Below are 22,968 nucleotides of genomic sequence, written 5' to 3' on the forward strand. Positions count from 1 at the left end.
GCGGTTACCGGGGATACAGCTCCAGCAAGGCTTTCTTGTCCGGCTTGCCGCTGGCCGCGATCGGGGCCTCCGACACCACCGTGTAGGTCTGCGGCACGCTCGACGCACCGAGTTCGGTACGCACCAGCGCGGACAATGCTGTCGGATCCGGTGCATGGTCCGCGCGGGGAACTATGAAGGCGTGCACCGCTTCTCCGCAGCGGTCATCGGCCGCGCCGACAACATAGGCCTGATCGACATCCGGGTGGCCGGCCAGCACTCGCTCGATCGGTCCGGCGTATACCGGGAGCGCGTCCACGATGATCACGTCCCGTGCACGGCCGGTCAGGTAGAGGTATCCGTCGTCGAGGTAGCCGAGGTCGCGGGTGCGGATCCAGCCGTCGACGAGCACATCGGCGGTTTCCGCGGGGTCGCCGAAGTACTCGGACATCATGTAGTCGGTGCGCACGTAGATCTCGCCGTCGCGGATGTCCACCTGCACGCCGGGCAGCGGACGGCCTACCGAGGCGAGGATGCCGTTGTCGATCTCGCGGGGTGTCAGCGTGGTCAGGCCGCCGGTTTCGGTCTGCCCGTAGGCCTGGTGCACCACCGGACCCAACAGGTGCACCGCCGCCGCCAGTCGATGCGGGGCGAGTGGTGAACCGGCGACCACCATGGCGCGCAGGGTGCTGGTGTCCGTTGGCGTAACGCGCAGGGTGTCCAGCATTTGGTAGAGGCGGGGCACGTTCATGATCGTGGCGGTGATGCCTAGCCGCTCGATGAATTCGGGAAAGAGTTGCGGGCCAACGGGTTCCGGGATCACTGCGGTGCCGCCGCCGAGTAGGCATAGTCCGAGGTAGTCCTGCACGACCGCGCTGGCCAGCGTGCCGAACAGGAGGTAGCGGTCGGTGCAGGCGGCCAGTTCCGTGGTGTCCCGGCTCCAGGTTTGCTTGCCCCAAGTCCAGTGGGCGGACATCGCCCGGTAGGTCTGCGCGCAACCCTTGGGCAGGCCGGTGGTGCCGCTGGTGTAGCAGATCCGGGCGAAGTCGTCCGGTCGCGCTTCGATTGTCAACGGCTCGGCCGGACTTCGCAGCAGCGTCGCGACCTGTTCGTCGTCCAGGACGGCGTCGACTCCGTTGGTCAGTACGTGCCGCTGCTGTCGCTCACTCAGGCCCGGCCGAACGCCGATTACCCGGCAGCCCAAGGTGAATGCCGCGAGATACGCGGCCAGCGAGTCGGCGCTGACGTCCAAGACCATGGCCACGCCGCTGCCCGGGCCGACCCCCGACCTCCGCAGACCTGCGGCGATCGTGCCCATCATCGTGAGCAGCTGACCTCGGGTGACAGCGCGAGATCCGTGCTCGACCACCACTTTTCCCGGTTCGGCATGCAATGCCTGCACGATCGACTCAGGAAAGCTCACGGTTCGGATGATAGTGATTTCAGGGTTGGGATACTTTGAGATTCAACAAGTTTGGCCGTGTGTCGACTCGCGCCCGCTGGCAGCGGAGTGCTTCAGTCGCCATGGCCGAGTCGTGACCGCGGGTTGCGCTCGATGACGAATGGCGGAAGCCCCGTCCCGCCCCGAAGGTAAGTGAGCGGCAGAGCCTCATGGGGGCGGTCTCCTGCCTGTTCTCATCGCCGGTATTGCGCTTAAGCCCCTACCGAGTAGTCTGTGATGTGCGTCACATTTAAAGAGGTGCGCAGGTTACGACAGCACCGCGGGTGGGCAGCTGCCGATCCTTCTGAAACCCGGGGACTGTAGTGGCTAGGAGAACAATCATGTCTGGTTTGGTACGCAAGAGTTTTGATTCGCCCGAGGAGACTCGCACCTTCGAGGACGGCAAAGGAAAGCTCGATCTGGTCAACCTCGAGGCCGGCGCGGTGGGCCGGGCGATTTTCGAACCCGGCTGGCGATGGTCGGAGCATGTCAAGCCGATCGCGCAGACCGACAGCTGCCAAGCGCCGCACATGGGCTACTGCGTCTCGGGACACATGGTGGTGGTCATGGACGACGGCGAGAAGCAGGAATACGGCCCGGGTGACTTCATGATGGCGGCACCCGGACACGACGCCTGGACGGTCGGCGACGAACCGTGCGTCATGATCGATTGGCAGGGTTTCGACGACTACGCCAAACGGTGAGATCGATGTCGGCCAGTCGATAAGGCCACCGGCACGGACCCCGAGCGCGATGATTTCTGCAGCTGTGTTTCGTCTACACATCAGAGCCGATTCATCCGATCCTCGGGAGAAACCGTGACTGAGCAGACCATCAAAGCCCTTCCCCCCGTCGTCGATCAGCAGACCTGGCAAGCCGCGCTCGACGAATTGCGTATCCGGGAGAAGGCCGCCACCCGTGAACTCGACGCCATCGCCGCGCAACGCCGCAGGCTGCCGATGGTCGAGCTCCCGGATTACACACTGATCGGTCCGGACGGCCCCGTCCGGCTGGCCGACGTATTCGACGGGCGTTCCCAGCTCATCGTCTACCACCACATGTGGTCCGACGGTGCGGAATGGCAGTGCGGCGGCTGTACCGGGCTCACGTCGCAGTGGGCACGGCTCGGCTTCCTCGAGCCCTACGATGCCCGCTTCGTCGTCGTCACCAACGGGCCCATCGAAGAAGCGCTGGCGTACAAGACCAAAGTCGGCAACACAATGGACTGGTACTCCACGTCGGAGAGCTCGTTCGGCGCCGACGTGGACGCGCCGCCCGGCGGTGGCTTCGCGGTGAACGTCTTCCTCCGCGACGGCGACCAGGTCTACCGCACCTGGCACACCACCGGCCGCGGCACCGAACAGCTCAGCTACACCTTCGCGTTGATCGACACCCTGCCGTGGGGCCGCCAGGAGGAATGGCAGGACTCACCCGACGATTGGCCGAAGTCGCCGACCTACTCCAAGTGGCTCGACTCTCCCGATGTCGCCCGCCTCTACGGCCCGAACGGCGACGCGGTAGCGAGCCCCAGTGAGCAGAACAGTTCAATCTAGCTCGGCGGCAGAGTGATTCACAAGGGACCTCGCATGGATGGAAGGGGGGTGGTCGGCGGGTAGGGGCTGGGTCAGGGTTGTGGCCAAGATCGCGCTTCGATCGGGGAGGGCGTAGCGGGCGCGGCGCAGGCCGTGTCACAGGCACCTCATGGAGATCGTGTCGCGATGCGGCTACTTCGTTTGACTTGGGGAGAACGAGACAATGACCCTTGATGATCGTGTCGATGTGGCTGGTGCGAGCGAGTGGCTCTCCCGGATGGCGTCGGTTCCGGTAGAGCAGGTGCCCGTTGCCTTGATTTCGCCGGGCAATTCGCCCCGGGTGAACACCGGCACGAAGGACGACCACATCCGGTTGCTCGCCGAGGCGCCGACGCCGCTGCCCGCGATCATCGTGCATCGCCCCACCATGCGCGTCATCGATGGGGCGCATCGGCTGGCTGCGGCGCTGGGGCTCGGGCACGAGACGATCGCGGTCAAATTTTTCGACGGCAGCGAGGACGACGCTTTCGTACTCGCTGTACACGCGAATGTGGCGCACGGGCTGCCGCTGTCGCTGGCCGAGCGCAAGGCGGCGGCGCGGCGCCTCGTGCTGTCGCATCCGCAATGGTCGGACCGGTTGATCGCGGACATCACCGGGCTTTCGCACAAGACCGTCGGTGCGGAGCGACGGCGTTCAGCAGGGGAAAATGCCCACGTGAACAGCAGGGTGGGCAAGGACGGCAAGGTCCACCGCCGGGAGGTCTCCGAGGGCAGGGGCATCGCCGCCGAGATGATCAAGAGCAAGCCGGATGCTTCGCTGCGCGAGATCTCGCGGCTGGCCGGAATTTCGGTCGGCACCGCGAAGGACGTGCGCGATCGCCTGATTCGCGCCGACGCGGTGCTGCGATGTCGCCAGGGCGGCAATAGACCGACCCCGCTCACCCCGACCATAACCACCGCGCCCGACGACACCGCCGAAACGGTGGCGCCGCGCGGTGTCTCCGAGCTCGCGGACCGCGCCGGGTTTTCGGCCGCGGCGCCGGTCCAGGAGCTGATCCTGCGCAGCCTGCGCAACGATCCCGCGCTCCGGTTCAACGACAAGGGCCGGACCCTGTTGCGCCAGCTGGCTTCCTCCATCATGGACATCCGAGCCTGGGGGCAATTGACCACGGCTGCGCCGAACCACTGCTTCGACTCACTCGCGCGGCTCGCCCGCGCCAATGCCCGCTCCTGGCATGAGCTTGCCGACCAACTGGAGAACAGCCCCGCGTCCCGTCCGCCCGCCGCCGATGCGCGCCGACTCGGCTGATCACAACCGTCGAATGTCGTTCTAGGACAGGGCATACCGCCGCTCGGTCGAGGGCGTGCTGGTCCCGGAGCAGGGCCGCACGGCTGGCGAACGATCCGCTGCCGATGTACCGGCGTCGCGCTGTACCAGGGGAGAAGTAATGACTGATCAACGCGGATTTGACGACTACAAGCCCGTTGTCCGCCGGCTGATCGACGGCTCATCGCGTGGGTCGAGCTGGCGCATCGACTCGCGCGCCGGGTCCCCGTGGTGCACGGTGGCGTGCTCCGGGCTGATCCGCAGACAGCAGGGCTGGAAGATCCACCTCTCGGCGACGATCCTGTCGGCGCCCGAGATATTGCGCAGGACCGTGCCGATACTGGCCGACAGCGCGGTGTCCTTCAAGTTCGCCGCGAACAGCGACGAGTTGCGAAACCTGAACGACATTCGTTGTCCGCGAGCGAACTCCGGGAAATTCATCACCGTGTATCCGGACAACGATGCGCAATTCCGGACGCTCGCCGACGAAATGTACGAGGCCACAAGAGGTCTGGCGGGACCGGACATCCTCTCCGATGCGAAGTATCGCGAGGACGGGCTGGTGTTCTTCCGGTACGGGGTGTTCAGCGCACCGCGAGTGCTCAGCGCCGAAGGCTTCCATGAACCTTTTCTGGTCGCACCTACCGGCGCGCTGGAGCCCGATCAGCGGAATCCGTGGTTCGAGCCGCCGTCTTGGGCACCGTTGCCGACGGGCGATACCGAACCGCGTGCGGATCCGGATCGGACCGCACCGAGCGACGAGCCGGGCTTGTTGAACCGCAGGTTCGAGGTGAAGTCTGCGATCAAGCACGCCAACCGTGGCGGCGTGTACCGCGCCACCGACACCTCGACCGGTAAACCGGTGATACTGAAGGAATCTCGTCCCCACGTAGCTACCCACTGGGATGGCAGCGACGCGCGTGATCTGTTGCGGCACGAGTACACGATGCTTCGGCGCTTGGCACCGTTGCGCATCGCGCCCGAACCGATCGCGATGTTCGAGGAACAGTCGCATCTGTTCCTCGCGGAAGAGCAGATCGACGGTGCGACGCTGTCCGGCTGGGCCGCAAGACATTTGCGCGCGTCCGGGACCGGTTCGGTCCCGCTCGAGCAGGCGCTGCCCGTCATCGGGGCCTTGGTCGAGGTGGTGGCGCGGGTGCACCGCGCGGGAATCGTGCTGCAGGACTTGACCCCGGCGAACGTGATGGTCACCGACACGGGCCGGATAGTGCTGATCGACGTGGAGGCCGCCGGTGCGTCGGGTGCGTCGCGGTCGCGGCTCGGTACGCCCGGTTACACCGCTCCGGAACAGTCGGCCGACGGCCAGGCCGAGCCGAGTATCGACCTCTACGGGCTCGGCGCGACCATCCTCCATCTCTTGTCCGGAGCGAATCCGAATCTCCCCGCGGACCTGCCGGTCGCGCGCCCTCTCGATGACCGAATAGCGGATCTCGTTGCGGCGGTAGCGATCACGAACCAACCGCTGCGCGCTCTCGCGCCCCTGGTCATAGGTTTGCTGCGACAATCCCCGGCGCAACGGTGGAGTCTGACCGCGGTAAGCGACTTCTTGGCTTCTCGTGCCCATGCACCCGTCGAATCTCCTGGGGACAGCACCACGGACGCACCGCACCACAGGTTGTGGCGAGATAGCTTGGCAGAGCACATCTCCGCGATGGACCACGACGCCTACCTGCCCTGGACCGCCGCCTCGTTCGGCGCGAGGTCCGCGGATCCGGGCGCGGTGCAATACGGCTTCGCCGGCCTGCTCGAGGTGCTGCGCCGAAGCCACGAGGTCGCCCCGGCGCGGTCGCCGAGAAGTGTGCTCGAAGCGGCGGCCGAGCGGCTTGGCCGAGTGGTCGCGGACGAGCCGCGCATCCTGCCGGGCCTGCATTTCGGGCGCGCGGGAACGGCGTGGGCGCTGTACGAGGCGGCCGTCACCCTCGGCAGAGATGATCTGCGCAGGCAAGCCGTGCAACTCGCCGAGGCGCTTCCGCTCGAATGGTTCAATCCCGATGTCACGCACGGGACTTCGGGCGCGGGCCTGGCTCAGCTGCACTTCTTCCGCCGCACCGGCGACGAGCGATTCCGGGAGCGCGCCGCGTGGTGTGCCGACTCGGTGGTGGCGAAAGCCGACATGGACCTGTGCGATGGACCGATGTGGGTGATCCCGAGGGACGCCGACAGCGCCCTCGCCGGGGGTGCGTTCTACGGTTTCGCGCACGGCGTGGCCGGTATCTGTAGCTTTCTGCTCGCCGCAGCGCGACTACTCGATGAGCCCCGTTACCTCGAGGTGGGCGTTGAGGGCGGCGAGCTGCTGGCCGGTGCGGCCGAACGGATCGGCGACAGCGCGCACTGGCGGTCCGGCGTCTTCGACGCGAATGTGCGCTCGGAAGTGTGGTGGTGCAACGGATCCGGTGGAGTCGGCACGTTCTTGATCCGGCTGTGGCGCGCGACCGGCACGGCACGGTATCTGGAGCTCGCGCACCAGTGCGCGGTGGCGGTGCGTAACGAGCGTTGGCGGCTCGGGCCGAGCCAGTGTCATGGCGTGGCGGGCAACGCCGAACTGCTGCTGGATCTCGCGGCGGCGACCGGGCAGCGTCGCTATCTCGAGTGGGCGCACGAAGACGTCGCACAGCTGACCCAGCGCGCGGCTCTCAGGCACGGCCGACTGGTAGTGGCCAACGCGGATGCGAACAGCGCGCAGGACCACAGTTACGGCACCGGGCTGGCGGGTATCACCGGGTTTCTGCACCGCCTCAATTTCGGCGGTGAGCGATTCTGGATGGTGGATGAATTCGGGCTCGACGATGATTCGGATACTTCCGACGAGAAGTCCTGAGTTCATCGGCCGAACAAAGCTCATCGGAGTCTCGAACAACGGAAGGAGGTGAAAAATGTCGGTACTGAACCTGCAGCGTATTCGCGAAGAAGACGAGAACGCGGACTCGCACGCGGAATTCGGAAACCACTGGATCTGTAACTTGTACACGTGCCTCGGCACGAGTGAGTTCAATCCGGTGGTAGACGGTCGATAGGCTCAACGATATCGGTGCGGCCCGCGATCTCGCGGGCCGCACCGATGCTTTTCTGGACCGATGTCACCGAGGAATCAGCTCGGCCCGCACCGGCAGGGCGTAGACACTCATCAACCATCGCGGATCGCAATGGCGTACCGCGGCCCGGTCGACGACCAGCGACCGGGTGCGCTCGAGCAAAACACGCAGAGCGACAGCGGTCTGCATACGGGCCAGACCCGCGCCGAGGCAGAAATGAACGCCATGGCCGAACCCCAGATGCCGATTGGGCGCCCGATGGATATCGAACACCGCAGGCCGGTCGAACTCCTGCTCGTCTCGATTGGCGGCAGCCAGCCACAATGCGACCCCGGCACCCTTGGCGATGGTGTGCCCAGCCAACTCGACCTCGCGTACGGCCTTACGGACGACCACCGTGGACTGGCTCCGATACCGCAGCGACTCTTCGACGGCGCCGGGGATCAGCCCGGGATCATCACGCAGTTCGACCATCGCCGTTGGGTTATCGTCAAGGCACAGCACGGCATTCGCGACCGACAGCATCGCGCCCTGACCGGTCCGCAGCAGCAGCGCGAGCAGTCCGACGATCTCGTCGTCGGGCATGGCACGGCCGTCGATATCGGCGGTGGTCAGCAGCTTTGTCAGGCCAGTGGCATCGCCGCGTCTGCTGCGCGTGACGTGGTCGAAGAGAAAATCCCGGATTCGGCGCGTAGACGGAAGCAGATCGTCGAGCCGGTTCTCGCCGGCCGGCTCGGACTCGACCTGCAACGCGGTCTGGAAGTGCTCACAGAACATGCGATGCTCGGTCTCGGGCAGCCCGAGCAGCCTGGAGGTGAAGGGGATCACCAACTGCATGCTGAAATCATTGAGCACATCGAAGGTGCCGTGCCGGGGGAGTCGATCGATCAGGTCGTGCGCGGCCTGCTCGGTCTGCCGCTCGAGCAGGCCCGCGAGGCGCGGGTTGAATATATCGGTGGTCAGCGCGCGGTAGCCGCGGTGCTTCGGCGGGTCCATCAGGACGAAACTGCCCGGTACCAGATACGCGAGGTCGTCCGCCGGATCCGGTTCGGCCGGTGCCAAATAGCTGGAGAAGTCGGTGTGATCGGACAACACCCGGACGCATTCGTCATATCCGAAAACGTGCCACAGTCCGTCTCGATCATTCCGTTGCACCCGGCCGGCCGAGCGTAGTGCGGAAAACCATTCGAACAGCTCGTCGGCGCGTCCGGGCGGATGGTGCAGGCTGAATTCATCGACCGAGGTCATATGGGATCGCCTTTCAGGGCAAGAAACGCCGCTATTCGTCGGCGTCACCAAACGTTAGCGTCCCCGAATCAATAGCGGCAAGCGCCGCCCGGGTGCGGGTTCGGCACCCGCTACGTCCGCAGCGCGCAGTCGAGCAGCAGGAACAGTGGCCGGCTGAAATTCTGGTTCCACCACGGGTCTTCGTCGCGTTGCTGCGGCGAGGGGTGGGGTTCGCGCAGGTCGGTGATGACGAATCCGGCTGTGGTGATCATGCGGAGGTAGGTCTCCAGCGGGTAGAACTGCTGGACCGAGGCGACCGGCGACATCCGCCCCGCGACGTCGAACTTCTGCTCGACGGTGCGGCCGCCGAAATAGGAATCGATCGGAATAGTGGCAGCGTCGTCGCTGTCGCGGTCGACGCGCCCGGTGTAGAAGCAGGGGTGCATGCCGAGTGCGATCAGCCGGCCCGCCGGCCGCAGCACCCTGGCGAATTCGTGAAAACGCTTGCCCGGGTTGGCGATCCCGTTGGGCAGCCGGTTGGCGACTACCAGGTCGACGCTGTGCTCGGCCAGCGGCAGGGCTGCCACGTCGGCGTGCTGGAAGGTCGCCGTGTCCGGCCGGGCGTCGGGATGTGTCCGCGCCGCCTCGATGAATTCTGCACAGGTATCCACGCCGTACACGTGCGCGGCGCCGCGCCGGACGAGTTCGCGAGTGAGATATCCTTCGCCGCAGCCCGCGTCGAGAATTTTCAGCCCACGGCAATCGCCCAGGATATCCAGCAGCGCCGGATCGGTGATGCGTTTCTGATAGTCGTCCAGCTGCCCACGTACGATGTCGATCCAGAACTTCGCGTTCTGTGCATAGGCGGAGGTAACGCGATCATCACCCAACATACCAACCTTGTACTCTATGGGGTTTTCGCTACGGCATGGACTTCAGCAGTTTAGCGCCTGCCGTCACCACCCGCTTGTCGGATACCCCGCGTTCCAGGCGATCTCGTAGCTGGCGGGCGATCTCGCCGGTGGCGGCCCCGAATAATTGATCGTGCTCGAGCAGTACCGGAATCGCGGACGTGACGAGATAATGGAGGTACGCCTCGTTACTGCTCGCGAGATCCCGGCTCATCGCCGCTTCGGTGTTGTGCAAGCCGCCCTTGGCGGGCAGCGAAAAATCGGAGGACTGAGGCATGTCAGCGTAGAAGGAAGTCATGGACCACAATTCGTTTCGCCGCAGCAGCGCATTCTGGTCCAGGCTGCGCGAATAGGCGACCGAGGCATCGGTGTCGCCGGATCTCAGCAGCACACCGATGGTGCCGCTGCGATAGGCGAACGCCGAATTCCGCTCGCGTGCATGGGGAGACGTGTCGGCCGGCACGGCGCCGGTGAGCTTGGTCAGCTTGTGCACCAGAATTCCGTAACCGACCGTCGTGTGCAGTGAGTTGGTGCCGCCGTCCAAGATGTCGATCAGTTGCAGACCCTTCTCGACCAGTGGAGCCATGTCGGCGAGCAAGCCGTGCGGTTCGGCCGAGAACAACGCGTCCAGCGCCACATCTTGGCTGGCACCCCAACATCGGGCGAGGTTGGACACCGCGCCGTGCGAATCGAGCCGCATCATGCTGGATGCCGCCGCGAGGGTGGTCGCGACGTGCTGAGCCGGCGGGCCGTCGCTCAGCAGCGCGCCGATGCGTCCGTTCGAGATGTCGAGGCCGGCTTCATCGCACTCGCGCAGCACAGTGCCGAGGCGAGATCCGTAACTGCGCCGGGTGACGTACTCGGCCAGGCCGGGCAGCACCGCGACCAACTGCTGCAATGTCGCGCCCGAGACCCGATCCAGCCAATGCTCGTTGCGCCACAGCCGCGACAGAGTGCTTGCGGGCAATTTCGACAGGAAGACAACATCGGCCATGCTGAGCATGGCGGATTCCGCGAGTGCCCCCAGCGGTAGGGGCGAGAACAGCAGCGGCTCGTCGGCCGTAACACTCATATCAGATCCACCACCAGAAGGGCTGTGACGCCGATACGCATGGATTCACGTATGTGCGCAGGGGCCCATGCAGTCTATGGAAGCAGGGTGACGGCAAGGTGCGTTTCGATCGTCTATTGACAGAAATCTGCTACAGCTGGCAGTCCGCTGTCCGAATCCCCAGTTGAACGCAGGCCTTCGAGCCCAGGGTGTTCAGGTGGGAATACTCCCCAGTTGAACAGCTCCGGATCCACATTGTTCGATTACTTTGACCGCCGATTGCGTGGCGCTTAGATTCGAAATCAATCGTTCCTGCCCGCGTAGGGCGGAATTCATTTGTGGGGGAGTCTTTGTCATGAAGTTCGAATCGATCCGTCCTGTGCTGACCGACAGCGAGCTCGCTCTCGCGGCGGAACTGATTTCGGCGAATCCCGGCTCATTGATCACCTCGGTGGGCCCGCAATGGATATCCCTTGATGCGGCACGGGAACAATTGCGCGGCTGCGCTGCGGCATTCACGTTGTGCGGCGCGGCAGGCGCGGCGCCCGCGATCGGCGTGGGGCTGGTAGCAGCGGGCGCTGCGCCGGGTCACCTCCGGATCCGGTTCGGTTGCGCCGATGACGATGCGATGGTCGCTCATGGGGTGACCGGGTACCTGGACGAGATCGTCGCGTACCTCTGTAGCACTGCCGAATGCCGGCGTATCGATATCGTGTTCGGTGCTTACAACGGCGCGCTGCTCCGATATTTCCTCTCGCACAACCTATTTCGGTGCGAAGGGATTATGCGGGAGCGCTACTTCGCCGCCGGACAGTATTGGGACGGGCTGATCTGGTCGCTCACCGGTGCGGACATCGTTCGGCTCGCCGACGGACTACCGGATGCCGGGTCGCCGGCCGAGGACTATTCGGCGTTGTCCGATCGGGTGAGCCGGCGTATCCGCGCGGATCTCGCACCGGACGGTAGCGCGGAGCCTCGGTGAATATTCGCGGCGGGTGGGCGGAGGTCCGCACCGGCCCGGTACCGAATATCGCACCGCTGCTGCACGATTCGTTTCGCAACGGTGGACGGCAGCTGACGGCGGGTTCGTCGATCAGGCCGATGACCGAGCGAAGGTGGCGGCCGGTCAACGGCCCGAGCGGGTTCTCGGGAACAGTGCACCGCATCGGCTCCGACGAAGCGATCGGATTCTTCGGCATGACCCCCCGCGGCGCGGGCGTGTACAACGTCGCCGTGCTGCTCGCCCACGAGAAGGACTGGCGGGCCGGACTCGGGGCCGACGCGATGCTGGCCTTGATGAAGCACATGGCGCTGAACGAGGGCGCGCGACGGTTCATCCTCGCGGCGGGCATCCACAACGCGAACACGGTACGGATGCTGGCGAACGGGCTGGTGCGACCGGAGGCCCTCGCGCGCACTGCCATCGCCGACCGGCGGTCGCTGCGCGATCTGGTCATCGGCAGCATCTCGGCCGAGGAACTGGGCTTTTCGCCCGATCGGACCAGTGTCCGCGACAGCGCGGCCGAGGCCGCATGGTCCAGCGCCCGCCGGGCGGTGGTCGACGCCATTGCCGACCGGGCGATGGCGACGGAAATGAGGAAAGGGGGTGAACGATGACGCTCGCGAATGTGCTCGAGCTCCAGGGAACCGAGCCGGTCAACGCCGGTATCGAACTGGCGATCAGTTTGGAATGCCAGGAAGCCACCGTATGACAACCATCGCGGACGCGCTGACGCTCGGCCGGTCCGAGGCGTAGCGCGATCGCAGTTACCGGTGTGACAAAGGGAGGCAAGGCCGTTCGGTCTTGCCTCCCGGACACGTTCTTTCAAGGAGCCGTCTATGCGGGAGTTCCTGTTCACTTTCGCCGATCGCGATCATTTCGACGACATCGGCGCCTGGCGGGCCGGCCCGGAGAATTACACCTTGCGGCATCTACCGCGCGGATTGGCCGCAGTGCCGTACCTGCCCGGTTGGACGTGCCACCGGAACGGCCTGTGGACGTTGTGCGCGCCGACCGTGCGCGACGCCGTGCCGCAGGGGTGGAAGATTCATATCTCGGTCACTCCGGAATCCTTCGGCACCCTGCTCCCGGTGGTCGCCGAGTACTGCCGATCGGTGAAGATGCCGTTCAAGTTCCTGGCGCGCCACGAGTACGCGTGGGTCATCAACGCCAAGTACGCGCCGCGCCAGCTCAGTGGCAAGGGCATCGTCCTGTATCCGGCCGGCGAGGCCGAATCGCTCTCGGCCGCTGCGGAATTGGCGGGCCGGCTCGACGGCGTGGACGGCCCGCGAATTCTGTCGGATCTGCGCATCCGCGACACCCCGGTGCACGTTCGCTACGGCGCATACCGTCGCAGGTTCTGCCGGGATGCCGATGGCAGCATCGTTCATGCGCTGGACGACCCGAACGGCAGGCTGGTGCCGGACCGCCGCTCGGTGCCGTTCCGCTGTCCGGACTTCGTCGAGCCGCCCGCGGCGTTCGTCGAGACACCGGAATCGACCTCGGATTCGTTGCCGCCGTACCGGATCGAACAGGCGCTGCATTTCTCGAACGGTGGCGGCGTCTACCTTGCCACGGATACCGAGCGCGATCGTCGCGTCGCGTTGAAAGAGGCGCGACCGTTCGCCGCCTACGACCTGCTCGGCGTAGACGCGGTCGGCCGCGCGGCCCGCGAGTGGGCGATGATGCGGCGATTCGCGGACCTGCCCGCCGTGCCGGAGGTGTACGAACAATTCGTCTGGCAATCACACACTTTCACCGCCGTCGAATGGATCGACGGCGACACGTTGCAGACCTGGAGCACGACCAACAATCCGTACATCATTCGGGCCGACCACTGCGCGGACGCCACGCAGGCCGAGCTCGCCGAGTACTGCGCGAAGGTGTCGACGATCATCCGGCGAGTGACTGCCGCGCTGGAGTCGATGTGGCAGCGCGGGTACATCTTCGGCGATCTACATACCGGAAACGTCCTCGTCGCTCCTGAGCTCGAGGTCAGGCTGATCGATTTCGAGGCCGCCGTGCCCATCGGCGACGAGCGGTCCTTTGCCGGTGCCCACGGGTTCAGCGATCCGAAGCAGGCGGGCATCGACTTCGATAGGCACGCGCTGCGGCTGCTCGAATTGGCTTGCTACATACCGCTTACCCGATTGATCACGTTCGACGGCGCCAAGTTCGCGGACCTCGTCGCGGCCGCGGTCCGGCTGTTCCCGCTCTCGGATCGGTGGGCCGAACGAATCAGCGATTGCGCGCCCGCCGAACCGCGCGGCAAGGAGTACGGACCGGACACGGCGGCGCTACCCACGGCCGGCCCTTCGCCGCTGCATCGCCGGGATGTTTTCGTGCCGTGGGCGACTCGGCTCACCGAGGGGATCAGGCGCAGGCTCGACCTGGCCCGCCCGGACCGGGTCGTCCCCGGTGATCCGTCCGGTTTCACGATGTCGCCCCTGTGTATCGCCACCGGGGCGGCAGGCGTGCTGTGGTCCTTGATCGACACCAGCGACCTCGACGTGCCGGATCTGGCCGACGCGGTGGTGGATTGGATCAGCGCCTACCGGGAGACGACACCGCACCGGCTCGAATGTGGGCTCTACGACAGCGAACTCGGCGCCGGATATGTACTGAGCCGGGCCGGATATCCGGATGTGGCCCGATGGCTGGTGGAGACCGCGTTGGACAAGGACAGATCGCAGCTCGCACCGACACTGTTCGACGGGCTCGGCGGCATCTATCTGGCTGTGTCACAGCTCGCCGACGAGGACATCGTCTCCGCCGGTATCGCCGATGCACTCGGTGCCGAACTGATCGATCGCGCGCAGCGCTGGCTGACCGCCCTGCGCGCGCAGGAGGCACCGCCGAGCACCGCCTTCGGACTGTTGCGCGGTGCCGCCGGTGCGGGTCTCGCGGTGCACCGATACGGCGTCCGAGTCGGTGACCGGTCCGCCGTCGAGCTCGCGCGCGAGCTGCTGGAGTTCGAGTTCGCGGGCTACATTCGGCGAAAGGGTGGGGTGCTGCACTTCCACGAGTCCGGTCGCCGGTCGCTGTCGTATCTGGAAATCGGTTCCTGCGGTGGCGCTTTGGCGCTCGCCGAGGCCATGGCACACGAGGACTGGTCGATTCCGGGGATATCGTTGCCCGACCTGGTCACCGCAATGAGCGCGGAACTGGTCGCGACCACTGAACTGTTCCGGGGGCGCAGTGGTTTCATCGCGGGCTTGGCGACGCTGCGCGACAACGGGAGTCTGCCACAGCGGGCGGTAGGTCTGCTGGATCGGCAGCTGTCCCAGCTCCAGCTGCATCAGGTGCAGCGCACGCCCGAGGAGATCTGCTTCGCGGGCGCCGGAAACGTCAAGATTTCCAGCGACTTCCAGACCGGCAGCGCGGGCGTGCTGACCGCCGTCGCCTACGCCACCGGCAGGCGGACGTCCTGGCTGCCCGGCATCTTCTGACGAGTTCAGCGAATAGAGAGATCGGTGTTGTTGTGCCACAACTGTTGTCGGCATCGCTGCGGTGGTGCGAGCGAAAGATGGCGAGTCACTCCAAGATCGGGGACACCCCGTTCTTCGACCCCGGGCAGTTTCCGTGGTCAACACGAATAGAAGCGGACTGGCCGCAGATCAGGTCCGAGCTCGACCGCCTGCTGCGCTACCGCGACCAGGTGCCGAACATGCAGGACATCTCCGTTGAGCAGGCGGCGCTCACCACCGACGACAACTGGAAGGTGTTTTTCTTCTACGCGTACGGGCGAAGGTTCGACCGGAACTGTGCGACCTGTCCGGCGACGGCACAGGCGCTGGCCGGCATCCCGGGGATGACAACGGCGTTCTTCTCCATCCTCGGTCCGGGTAAGCACCTGCCCATGCACCGCGGGCCGTACAAGGGTGTCGTGCGGTACCACCTCGGATTGAAGGTGCCGGATCCGGTGGACGCCTGCGGGATTCGGGTCGGCGGCGAGGTGGCGCACTGGCGGGAGGGGGCGAGCATGTTCTTCGACGACACCTATCCGCACGAGGCGTGGAACACCACGGAGTCGGATCGAGTGGTCCTGTTCGTCGATGTCGTTCGCCCGGTGCGCCAGCCGTACTCGCTGATCAACCGAGTGCTGCTGTATGCACTGCGGTACACCCCGTTCGTCAGGGGTGCGACCGACGACACCGCCGCGTGGGATCGCCTCGCGCAGCTGCTCGATCGGGACGCGGGCGATCAGCCGGTTCGCTGATCATCTGGAGTTCGGTCGCCGAGCTACACCGCGGCGGGACGCGCGGTCGTCCTACTTTGTGATGGCAGCGTGTCCGCCGACCTGCGGAGTAGTCAGCGGCAGCCGGGCCGCGACCTCCCAGCCGCCGGACACCGGTCCGGCCGAGATGGCGCCGCCGAGCGCCGTCGCGCGCTCGCGCATGTTGACCAGTCCCCGCTGTTTACCGGCCGACGAGGCTGCCAAATTGCCCATCGGCCCTGCGGGATTGCGCACCGTGATGTCCAGTGTGACTTCCTGCGTACGCATCTCGATGTCGATCGGCTGACCGGGCGCGTGCTTCATCGCGTTGGTCAGCGCCTCCTGGACGATCCGGTACGCCGCCTGGTCCACCGCGCTCGGCAGGTCGACGTCGTCGAGCGCCGAGCGCACCCGCACGGTAACCCCTGCGGCACAGGCGGCCTCGACGAGCAGCGGCAGCTGGGCCAGGCGGCGCGGCGCTGCCGGGTCGTCGGCATTGCCGCCATCGCTGCCGAGCAGCCCGATCATCGTTCGCATCTCCTGCAGCGCGTGCACACTCTCCGCTCTGATCGAGCCGACCAGATCCGCCATCGTCGCGCTTTCGCTGCGGCGGGCCAGCACACCGAGCGTCGCCTCGGCTTGGATGGCGATCGCCGAGAGATGGCCGGCGATCACGTCGTGCAGATCGCGCGCCATGGTCTTGCGCTCCTCGGCGATGGCGGCGCGTCGATCCAGCTCGGCCACCAGGCTCATCGCCCGTGCTCGGATGCGTTCGGCGCTGGCGATGGCCTTGTGTGAGGAGACCGTTGTCGCCCACCAGATAGGCGTCGCCATGAACGCGAACGAGAGGGTGGCGGCCAGCACCGTCGTACGCCATTCGCCCGTGATCACCAGTGTCGCGAGCGCAGCGGAGGTGAAGACCGTCGCGCAGACGATCGCGACATACCGCGGCTGGTTGCCGCGCCCGTACAGCACGGACGCGTAGATCAGGTCCGAACAGAGCAACCAGATCGGCACCGACGGCGTGAGCAAGGCATCGACTGTGAGCGGGCCGAGGCCACACACCAGCGCCGGAACCGGGCGTCTGCGCCGGAAGAAGGTCGCCACGCACATCGCCGCGAGCACGCCCGATCGCACCAGCAGCGGGGGGCCGGGCGCATCGAGGAGGGTGGCGAGGTCGGCGAGGTAGAGCAGCAGGCCGACCGCGAAGGCAAACACCGCGACCAGTGCGTCCTGTGTCGTCGTCGATAAACTCGACCAGTAGCTCACCTGGTCATGACAACACACCAGGAAGCCGACCCGGGTCCGCCGAAAGTAGGAGGCGGCTCGATCCGATGAAGGAGATACTTCGGCCGGTGGCGGCTATAGGTTTCCTCATGGGAGCGAGATAGGGAAAACCGAGAGTTATATTTACTCTCGCCGTCGCGCCGCCGGCGTTCGGAGAGGTCGCCGACGGCACACCGGTTCCCCATCCGTCAAGTGAAGCGTTGACTTTTCTGAAGGTCACTGTTTTACTTCCCGATGGAAATAGCATTGACCTATACGCGATTGCGGTCTCGGGCAGCGATGGGGGGATTCCACCAGGGCAGATTTCGCATTCCTTGATCCCGGAATTCCATTGGCCGACCGTGCGCCTATCACAGTGCGGCGCGATCGGCCTGCGGAACGCGGGCTACTCGGCGAATTGTGCTGTGGCCACCAACCGTCTCGAAAACCGCACACACGCCGGTGTAGGTCCGGTTCAACGGGGACAGGTGGGATCATGATTCACAGTCACGACGGCGATTCTGTACATCTGCGCAGGGGTCCATCCTCGCCTGTTCACGACTGGCTCGCGCGGGCCTCGTCGATTCCCGTCGAAGAAGTCCCGACCGAATTGCTCTCGCTCGGTCGTTCACCGCGTATCGAAGCGGGGACGAGCGCCGATCATGTTCGGCTGCTCGCCGAGGCGGAATCGCCACTGCCCGCCATTATTGTCCATCGCGCGACAATGCGGGTCATCGATGGCGCGCACCGATTACAGGCGGCACGGGCGCAGGGACGGCCGACGATCGCGGTCAAATACTTCGATGGCACCGATGATGATGCATTCGCGCTGGCGGTGCAAGCGAATGTTTCGCACGGGCTGCCCTTGTCCCTGGCCGAGCGCAAAGCGGCCGCGCGCAGGCTGGTCGCCTCGCATCCGCAGTGGTCGGACCGGCTGATCGCGAGCGTGATCGGGTTGTCGCACAAGACCGTTGGGGTGGAGCGGCGGCGTTCAGGTGGGGAATGTACCCGGCTGAACAGCCGGGTGGGTCGCGACGGCAAGGTCCATCGCCTGACGGTGTCGGACGGCAGAAAGGTCGCCGTCGAGATCATCAAGAACAACCCGGCGGCGTCACTGCGGGAGATATCGCGAGAGGCCGGGATTTCGGTGGGTACCGCCAAGAACGTGCGGGATCGGTTGTCCCGGCCGGGCTATCTCGCAGCTCCCCAGGTGCAGAGCGCCCCCGTCGAGGTGACCTCGCCGCAGGAACTCATTCTGCGCACCCTGCGAAATGACCCGGCGCTCAAATTCAACGACAAGGGAAAAGTGCTGCTGCGCCGCCTCGCCCTGTCGTTCACCGACATCCGCGCACTGCAGCGGCATGCCGCGGAGGCGCCCGGGCATACCCGCCTCGCGCTGGCAAAACTGGCACGAGCCAATGCCAGATCGTGGCTGGAGCTGGCCGCCCGGCTGGATAACGGACTGGAACGTGCACACCCGGATTCGGACGCCGATCAGGTCGGGTAGTCACATGTTCGGGGGTGGGGCGATGCCCTCAATTCCTTGGTATTGCCCCGTCGAATTGCCACAAGACACCCGACTCGGCTGACGTGTCAGCCGGCCGCGGTAATTACGAATGACCAGCGATTTCGCGACCGCGCCCTATTCGGCAGCACAATGCAAGCGTTCGAGAATCGTGTGTGAATGGCGTATCGAACGGGATGGCATTCGATTGCCCCGTCAGGAATGGCTCTGCTAGGAATATTGGCGGAGCGGAATTACCGACTCCGCCACAAAGAAACCGAGGAGATCATCATGATCGACGTCACCAACATCGCCGACCTGCACGACATCGACACCGCGTCGGGCGCTGCGGAGCTGGTTGCTTCCGTTTCGTCCAACGGCTGCTGACGCAGGTCTGAGGCATCGGTGTTCATGTGCTCCGGCACATGAACACCGGCTCCGGCCACACCGGCCGGATATTTGTTTCTTTGCCCGAAATTCATTCTTTTGGTTTCTGAAAGGCAGGGCTGTCGCCGTGCGGCTCATCTTGTTTTCGACAGGGACGCTGAACAGCTGCTTTCTGCCCGTCTGGATCAATTGGATGAAAGCGAATCGGGCCGATGACTCGGTTCGCGTCGTGCTCTCGCAGCAGGCTACGAAGTTCGTGAGCGGGCACAGCCTCCATGCCCTGTCGGGTTCGCCGGTGGCGATCGACAGCTGGGATGACCCGGTGCTGTGTGCCGAATCGTTCGCACCGCATACCTGGCTCGCCGGACACGACGTGATCCTGATCTACCCGGCGACGCTGAACACGTTGTCGCGCATCGCGGCCGTCGACGCGTCCACCCCGATGCTGAACGCGGTGCAGTGCACCTCGGCCCGCGTGGTCCTGGTGCCCAATCTGCCGCCCGGCGCCGACCACGCACCCGCGGTGCTCGCGCTCTTGCAGACGCTGCGCGAGCGGCCGGGCACGGTGGTCGTCGACCCGGTGAGCAGGCCGAGCGCGAGCGTATCGGAAGCCGCGGCGGTAGCGCCGCCGATCTGGGACGTGTTCGGCGTCATCGACGCCGAATCGGCCCGAAAGGTGGCATGAGTTCGCCATGAAGTTCTATCTCGAGACGCTGGCCGACCCGGAATACTTTGCGCCGCTGGAAAAATGGCGGCTCGACGCGGTGCGCCATCCGCACCTCGCCGCCATCCCGCACGGTCCGATCGAATGCTATGACCGGCCGCCCCAGTGGGGCGCGGTCAGCCGAGGACCGTGGACGGTCGTCGCGCCGTTCGGCAGCGAGCTGCAGCCGCAGGGCTGGAAAGTGCATCTGGCGCCCGCCCTGCCCGATGTGGCAGAGGTGGTGGCCGCCACCGCGCGGTTGTGCTTCGACCGCGGGTTGACCTTCAAACATCTTGCGCGCCACGAATATGCGTGGGCGCTGAACGGAAAGTACGCGCCGCGCACCGCTTCCGGGAAGATCGTGGTCGTCTATCCGGACGAGACCACCGATCTGGACGAGCTGTTCGGCGAGCTGCTGCGGATGTTCCGCGGTTACCGCGGGCCCCGGGTGCTCGGCGACTACCGGCTCGGGGACTCGATCGTGCACACCCGCTACGGTGCCTTCACCGCACGGTACGGCCGCGACGCCGCGGGCGAACCCGTGCTCGCGCTGACCGATCCGGCGGGGGAGCTGGTGCCCGACCGGCGTGGTGTCCGCCCCTATACCCCGCCCTTCGCCGAGCGGCCCGCGGCAGTCGACGCCGCGCTGAGCACGCCGAGTCCGCAGCCACAGCGCCCGGTGTACACCGTGGACAGTGCCCTGCACCTGTCCAATACCGGCGGGGTCTACCGCGCCAGGAACATCGCGACCGGCGATGCCGTAACGCTCAAAGAGGCAAGGCATTTCACCGGTTTCGACGCCGGACTGCGCAGTGCGGTCGATCGGCTGCGCGCGCAGCGCGACAGCATGCGGGCACTGGCGGACACCGGCGTGACGCCGGAGGTACTCGACTATTTCACCCAGGGCGACAGCGACTTTCTCGCCTACCGCTTCGCGCCGGGGTCGACCCTGCAGGAGTGGTCGGCCGCCCGCAATCCCGCGCTGATCCAGGGCAGGCCGGACCAGCCGGTGCCCGTCGAGGCCGCCCGCGCTTTCGCCGAGGCGGTCACCGGGCACATGGAGCGGCTCGCCCGGCTCGTCGCCGCCACGCATGCCGCAGGCATCGTGCTGGTCGACCTGCATCCGGCGAATGTGATCGTCGAACCGAGCGGCGAGCTGCGGATCATCGACCTCGAAGCCGCGACCGGCAGCGCTGATACCGCGGCACTGTTCGTCGGGGCGCAAGGATTCGTCCGGCCCGGTCAGGGTGGCCGCGACGCCGACGAGTTCGCGCTCGCCGCCACCGAGCTGTACCTGTACGTGCCGATGGTGCCGATCGCCTCCTACATCCCCGATGCGCTGGCGGTGCTGATCGACTTCGCCGCGACCACCTTTCACCTGGACGCGCACTGGCGCACCGGGATGCGCCGCAGGCTCGGACTCGCCGATACCGCCCGGCAGGGGGCGAGCGCGGTATCGCTCGAGGACACCTTCGCCCGCTATGCGGACCAGGTCACCCAAACTCTGCGGGGCTGTTTCGATTTCGACGATCGGTATCCGATTCCGTGCAGCCCGGCCGGTTTCGGCGAGCACGCGCAATTCGGCATCGAGCACGGTCCGGCCGGCGCGGTATGGGCGTTGTCGCGCGTCGGCGCGGTGCCGGATCGCGTCTCGAGTGGTTACACCACGTGGCTGGAGAAGAACCTCGACCAGTTCGGTGCGCTCGGCAACGGGCTGCTCGACGGATGGGCGGGCAACGTCATCGTCAGCGCGGAACTCGGTGCGCACGAGCTGGCCACCCGCCTGATGGACCGGTTCCTCGGCACCACGGAGCTGTCCGCCTCGCCGTGGCACGTGCGCGGTGGTCTGGCCGGCCAGATCCTGCTCGCCCTGTGGTGGCGGGCGCACGGCGGCACCGAGGTGGGCGCCGACTGGCTCGAACGGGCCACGGACGAACTGGAGCGCCGGGTGCGCGAGCAGCTGGGGTCGCCGACGGTGGTGACCGGTCTGCTGAACGGTCTCTCGGGCGCCGCACTCGCGCTGTTCCGTGCGCACGCGGTGCTGGCGAAGCCGGGCTATCTCGACACCGCGCGTGCCGCCATGGACGCGGAGCTGGCCACCTACATACGACATGACGCCGACGAACCGCTGCTCTACCACTGGGACGGGCAGATTCGGATGCTCAGCTACCTGGATCGGGGCAACGCCGGACTGTTGATCGCCGCCGCCGAGCTCGGCTCGGCCTGGGAGGTCGACGCGGACACCCGCGGCGCATTGCAACGCGCGGCGTGCAGCCGGGTCGGTGTGCAGCCCGGGCTGTACATCGGGCTGGCCGGAGGCCTCGCCGCCAATGCGGTTCTGCGGGAACGCACGGACTGGTTCGACGCAAGGTATCTCGACCGATGCAACGAGCAGATCGCGACGAGCATCGCCGCTTTCTGCGGTGCGGGCGCGGGGGGATTCCATGTGCCGGGCCAGTTGTCGGCCCGCGCCTCGGCCGATTTCGCGACGGGCGCGGCAGGCGTGCTCGCCGCGATGTCGTTCTGGATGGGGCGCAGCCGATCCTGGCTGCCCGGGATCTGCCCGGGGGAGACGCGGTGAGCGCCCCGGCCGCTCGACCGGTCGCGGTGGTGACCGGCGGTTCGCGCGGGATCGGCGCACGGGTCTGTGAGCGGTTGGCGGCGGCCGGTTTCGACGTGCACTTCTGCTATCGGCAGGCGCGGCGCCGGGCCGAGACGACGGTGGCCAGACTTTCCGAGCACTACCCGGATGCCGCCGTGCACGGCTACCAGGCCGATATCACCGAACCGGCTGCGCTGGCGGAATTCGCCGCGACGGTCGCCGAATCAGGTTCTCCGGTAACCGCATTGGTGCTCAATGCCTCCGGCGGTATGGAGCGCGACGCTGCGCCCGGATACGCCGACGTGGTGAACGGCGACGCGCAGGTGGCGGTGCTCGAGGCGTTCGCGCCGCTGCTACGCCCGGGTGCCGCCGTGGTCTATCTGACCAGCGTGCAATCCCACGGTTTCGGGACGATCGACGAATTCGACAGCTACTACGCCATTGCCCGGAGCAAGCATCGCGGCGAACAGCTGGTCGGCCAGTGGTGCCGGACCAACGGCCGGGCCATCGCGCTGACGACCGTGGTCAGCGACATGGTCGAAGGAACCCCGGCGGCCCTGCTGATGGATCTGCGCGAGCCCGCCGCGTCCGAGGATCGCCGCCGGGCGGCACTGCGATCGGGCGCGGACCTGCCGACGGTGGATGCCGTCGCCAGGCAGGTCGAGCTCGCGGTGCTCGCTGAACGCGCGCCGGGCAGCTGGGTCGACTACGTGGTCGGCGGTGCGGTCATCGAAACATTCGGTACGACAACCGGATCCGGTAGGTAGGA

At 66.2% G+C, this 22,968-nt stretch carries 17 protein-coding genes; 12 read left to right on the forward strand and 5 right to left on the reverse strand.

What is annotated here, in order from left to right:
* Nucleotides 1-4: 4 nt before the first annotated feature.
* Entirely contained in the window at nucleotides 5-1,402 is a 1,398-nt protein-coding gene (locus tag IBX18_RS19350; RefSeq protein WP_194835036.1) for a class I adenylate-forming enzyme family protein, read from the reverse strand.
* Between the two features lie 359 nt (nucleotides 1,403-1,761).
* Between IBX18_RS19350 and IBX18_RS19355 the strand changes: the two genes are divergently transcribed.
* The 4 genes from IBX18_RS19355 to lanL all read left to right on the forward strand — a co-directional run bounded on the left by IBX18_RS19355 (nucleotide 1,762) and on the right by lanL (nucleotide 7,118).
* Nucleotides 1,762-2,124: a cupin domain-containing protein gene (locus IBX18_RS19355; RefSeq protein ID WP_135235741.1), complete on the forward strand. Its 363-nt coding sequence runs from the start codon at nucleotides 1,762-1,764 to the stop codon at nucleotides 2,122-2,124.
* A 114-nt stretch (nucleotides 2,125-2,238) separates the two neighbouring features.
* Nucleotides 2,239-2,973, forward strand: a complete 735-nt coding sequence (locus IBX18_RS19360) for a DUF899 family protein (RefSeq protein WP_194835037.1) — start codon at nucleotides 2,239-2,241, stop codon at nucleotides 2,971-2,973.
* Between the two features lie 202 nt (nucleotides 2,974-3,175).
* The gene (locus IBX18_RS19365; RefSeq protein WP_228541423.1) at nucleotides 3,176-4,261 is read left to right on the forward strand and encodes a ParB/RepB/Spo0J family partition protein; all 1,086 of its coding nucleotides are present in this window, start codon (nucleotides 3,176-3,178) and stop codon (nucleotides 4,259-4,261) included.
* A gap of 139 nt (nucleotides 4,262-4,400) precedes the next feature.
* Entirely contained in the window at nucleotides 4,401-7,118 is a 2,718-nt protein-coding gene (gene lanL / locus IBX18_RS19370; RefSeq protein ID WP_194835038.1) for a class IV lanthionine synthetase LanL, read from the forward strand.
* 259 nt (nucleotides 7,119-7,377) lie between these two features.
* On the opposite strand, the gene IBX18_RS19375 is transcribed toward lanL, so the two are convergent.
* The 3 genes from IBX18_RS19375 to IBX18_RS19385 all read right to left on the reverse strand — a co-directional run bounded on the left by IBX18_RS19375 (nucleotide 7,378) and on the right by IBX18_RS19385 (nucleotide 10,542).
* Complete coding sequence (locus tag IBX18_RS19375) at nucleotides 7,378-8,580, reverse strand: cytochrome P450 (RefSeq protein ID WP_194835039.1); 1,203 nt, start codon at nucleotides 8,578-8,580, stop codon at nucleotides 7,378-7,380.
* A 110-nt stretch (nucleotides 8,581-8,690) separates the two neighbouring features.
* Nucleotides 8,691-9,452 carry a class I SAM-dependent methyltransferase gene (locus IBX18_RS19380; RefSeq protein ID WP_194835040.1) on the reverse strand — a complete coding sequence of 254 codons (762 nt, stop codon included), beginning with the start codon at nucleotides 9,450-9,452 and terminating at the stop codon, nucleotides 8,691-8,693.
* Between the two features lie 28 nt (nucleotides 9,453-9,480).
* Entirely contained in the window at nucleotides 9,481-10,542 is a 1,062-nt protein-coding gene (locus IBX18_RS19385) for a hypothetical protein (RefSeq protein ID WP_194835041.1), read from the reverse strand.
* A 247-nt stretch (nucleotides 10,543-10,789) separates the two neighbouring features.
* Here IBX18_RS19385 and IBX18_RS19390 point away from each other — a divergent pair, with 247 nt between their 5' ends.
* The 4 genes from IBX18_RS19390 (at nucleotide 10,790) to IBX18_RS19405 (ending at nucleotide 15,740) form a co-directional block, all read left to right on the forward strand.
* Nucleotides 10,790-11,503: a hypothetical protein gene (locus IBX18_RS19390; protein WP_194835042.1), complete on the forward strand. Its 714-nt coding sequence runs from the start codon at nucleotides 10,790-10,792 to the stop codon at nucleotides 11,501-11,503.
* The gene (locus tag IBX18_RS19395; protein ID WP_194835043.1) at nucleotides 11,500-12,138 is read left to right on the forward strand and encodes a GNAT family N-acetyltransferase; all 639 of its coding nucleotides are present in this window, start codon (nucleotides 11,500-11,502) and stop codon (nucleotides 12,136-12,138) included. The genes IBX18_RS19390 and IBX18_RS19395 overlap by 4 nt, the downstream gene beginning before the upstream one ends.
* Nucleotides 12,139-12,360: 222 nt before the next feature.
* Nucleotides 12,361-14,970, forward strand: a complete 2,610-nt coding sequence (gene lanKC, locus IBX18_RS19400) for a class III lanthionine synthetase LanKC (protein ID WP_194835044.1) — start codon at nucleotides 12,361-12,363, stop codon at nucleotides 14,968-14,970.
* 77 nt (nucleotides 14,971-15,047) lie between these two features.
* A complete protein-coding gene (locus IBX18_RS19405) occupies nucleotides 15,048-15,740 on the forward strand; it encodes an aspartyl/asparaginyl beta-hydroxylase domain-containing protein (protein ID WP_194835045.1) in 693 nt (230 codons plus the stop codon).
* Nucleotides 15,741-15,791: 51 nt separating this feature from the next.
* On the opposite strand, the gene IBX18_RS19410 is transcribed toward IBX18_RS19405, so the two are convergent.
* Nucleotides 15,792-17,006, reverse strand: coding sequence for a sensor histidine kinase (locus IBX18_RS19410; protein ID WP_194835046.1), 1,215 nt, complete (start codon nucleotides 17,004-17,006; stop codon nucleotides 15,792-15,794).
* Between the two features lie 493 nt (nucleotides 17,007-17,499).
* Between IBX18_RS19410 and IBX18_RS19415 the strand changes: the two genes are divergently transcribed.
* From IBX18_RS19415 to IBX18_RS19430, 4 genes are all read left to right on the forward strand, one after another.
* On the forward strand, nucleotides 17,500-18,510 hold the full coding sequence (locus IBX18_RS19415) for a ParB/RepB/Spo0J family partition protein (protein WP_194835047.1): 1,011 nt from the start codon (nucleotides 17,500-17,502) through the stop codon (nucleotides 18,508-18,510).
* Between the two features lie 511 nt (nucleotides 18,511-19,021).
* Complete coding sequence (locus IBX18_RS19420) at nucleotides 19,022-19,579, forward strand: flavoprotein (RefSeq protein WP_194835048.1); 558 nt, start codon at nucleotides 19,022-19,024, stop codon at nucleotides 19,577-19,579.
* A gap of 7 nt (nucleotides 19,580-19,586) precedes the next feature.
* Nucleotides 19,587-22,178, forward strand: a complete 2,592-nt coding sequence (locus IBX18_RS19425) for a hypothetical protein (protein WP_194835049.1) — start codon at nucleotides 19,587-19,589, stop codon at nucleotides 22,176-22,178.
* Nucleotides 22,175-22,966, forward strand: a complete 792-nt coding sequence (locus IBX18_RS19430; protein ID WP_194835050.1) for an SDR family oxidoreductase — start codon at nucleotides 22,175-22,177, stop codon at nucleotides 22,964-22,966. The genes IBX18_RS19425 and IBX18_RS19430 overlap by 4 nt, the downstream gene beginning before the upstream one ends.
* The last annotated feature ends 2 nt before the right edge of the window (nucleotides 22,967-22,968 follow it).

This window comes from Nocardia sp. XZ_19_369 (assembly GCF_015355715.1).
Taxonomy (GTDB): Bacteria; Actinomycetota; Actinomycetes; order Mycobacteriales; family Mycobacteriaceae; genus Nocardia.

Bases quoted from the DNA above. Each gene is read 5' to 3' on its own strand.
- IBX18_RS19355 (WP_135235741.1), top strand. From the start codon at position 1,762: ATGTCTGGTTTGGTACGCAAGAGTTTTGATTCGCCCGAGGAGACTCGC.
- IBX18_RS19365 (WP_228541423.1), top strand. From the start codon at position 3,176: ATGACCCTTGATGATCGTGTCGATGTGGCTGGTGCGAGCGAGTGGCTC.
- lanL (WP_194835038.1), top strand. From the start codon at position 4,401: ATGACTGATCAACGCGGATTTGACGACTACAAGCCCGTTGTCCGCCGG.
- IBX18_RS19375 (WP_194835039.1), bottom strand. From the start codon at position 8,580: ATGACCTCGGTCGATGAATTCAGCCTGCACCATCCGCCCGGACGCGCC.
- IBX18_RS19380 (WP_194835040.1), bottom strand. From the start codon at position 9,452: ATGTTGGGTGATGATCGCGTTACCTCCGCCTATGCACAGAACGCGAAG.
- IBX18_RS19385 (WP_194835041.1), bottom strand. From the start codon at position 10,542: ATGAGTGTTACGGCCGACGAGCCGCTGCTGTTCTCGCCCCTACCGCTG.
- lanKC (WP_194835044.1), top strand. From the start codon at position 12,361: ATGCGGGAGTTCCTGTTCACTTTCGCCGATCGCGATCATTTCGACGAC.
- IBX18_RS19405 (WP_194835045.1), top strand. From the start codon at position 15,048: ATGGCGAGTCACTCCAAGATCGGGGACACCCCGTTCTTCGACCCCGGG.
- IBX18_RS19415 (WP_194835047.1), top strand. From the start codon at position 17,500: ATGATTCACAGTCACGACGGCGATTCTGTACATCTGCGCAGGGGTCCA.
- IBX18_RS19425 (WP_194835049.1), top strand. From the start codon at position 19,587: ATGAAGTTCTATCTCGAGACGCTGGCCGACCCGGAATACTTTGCGCCG.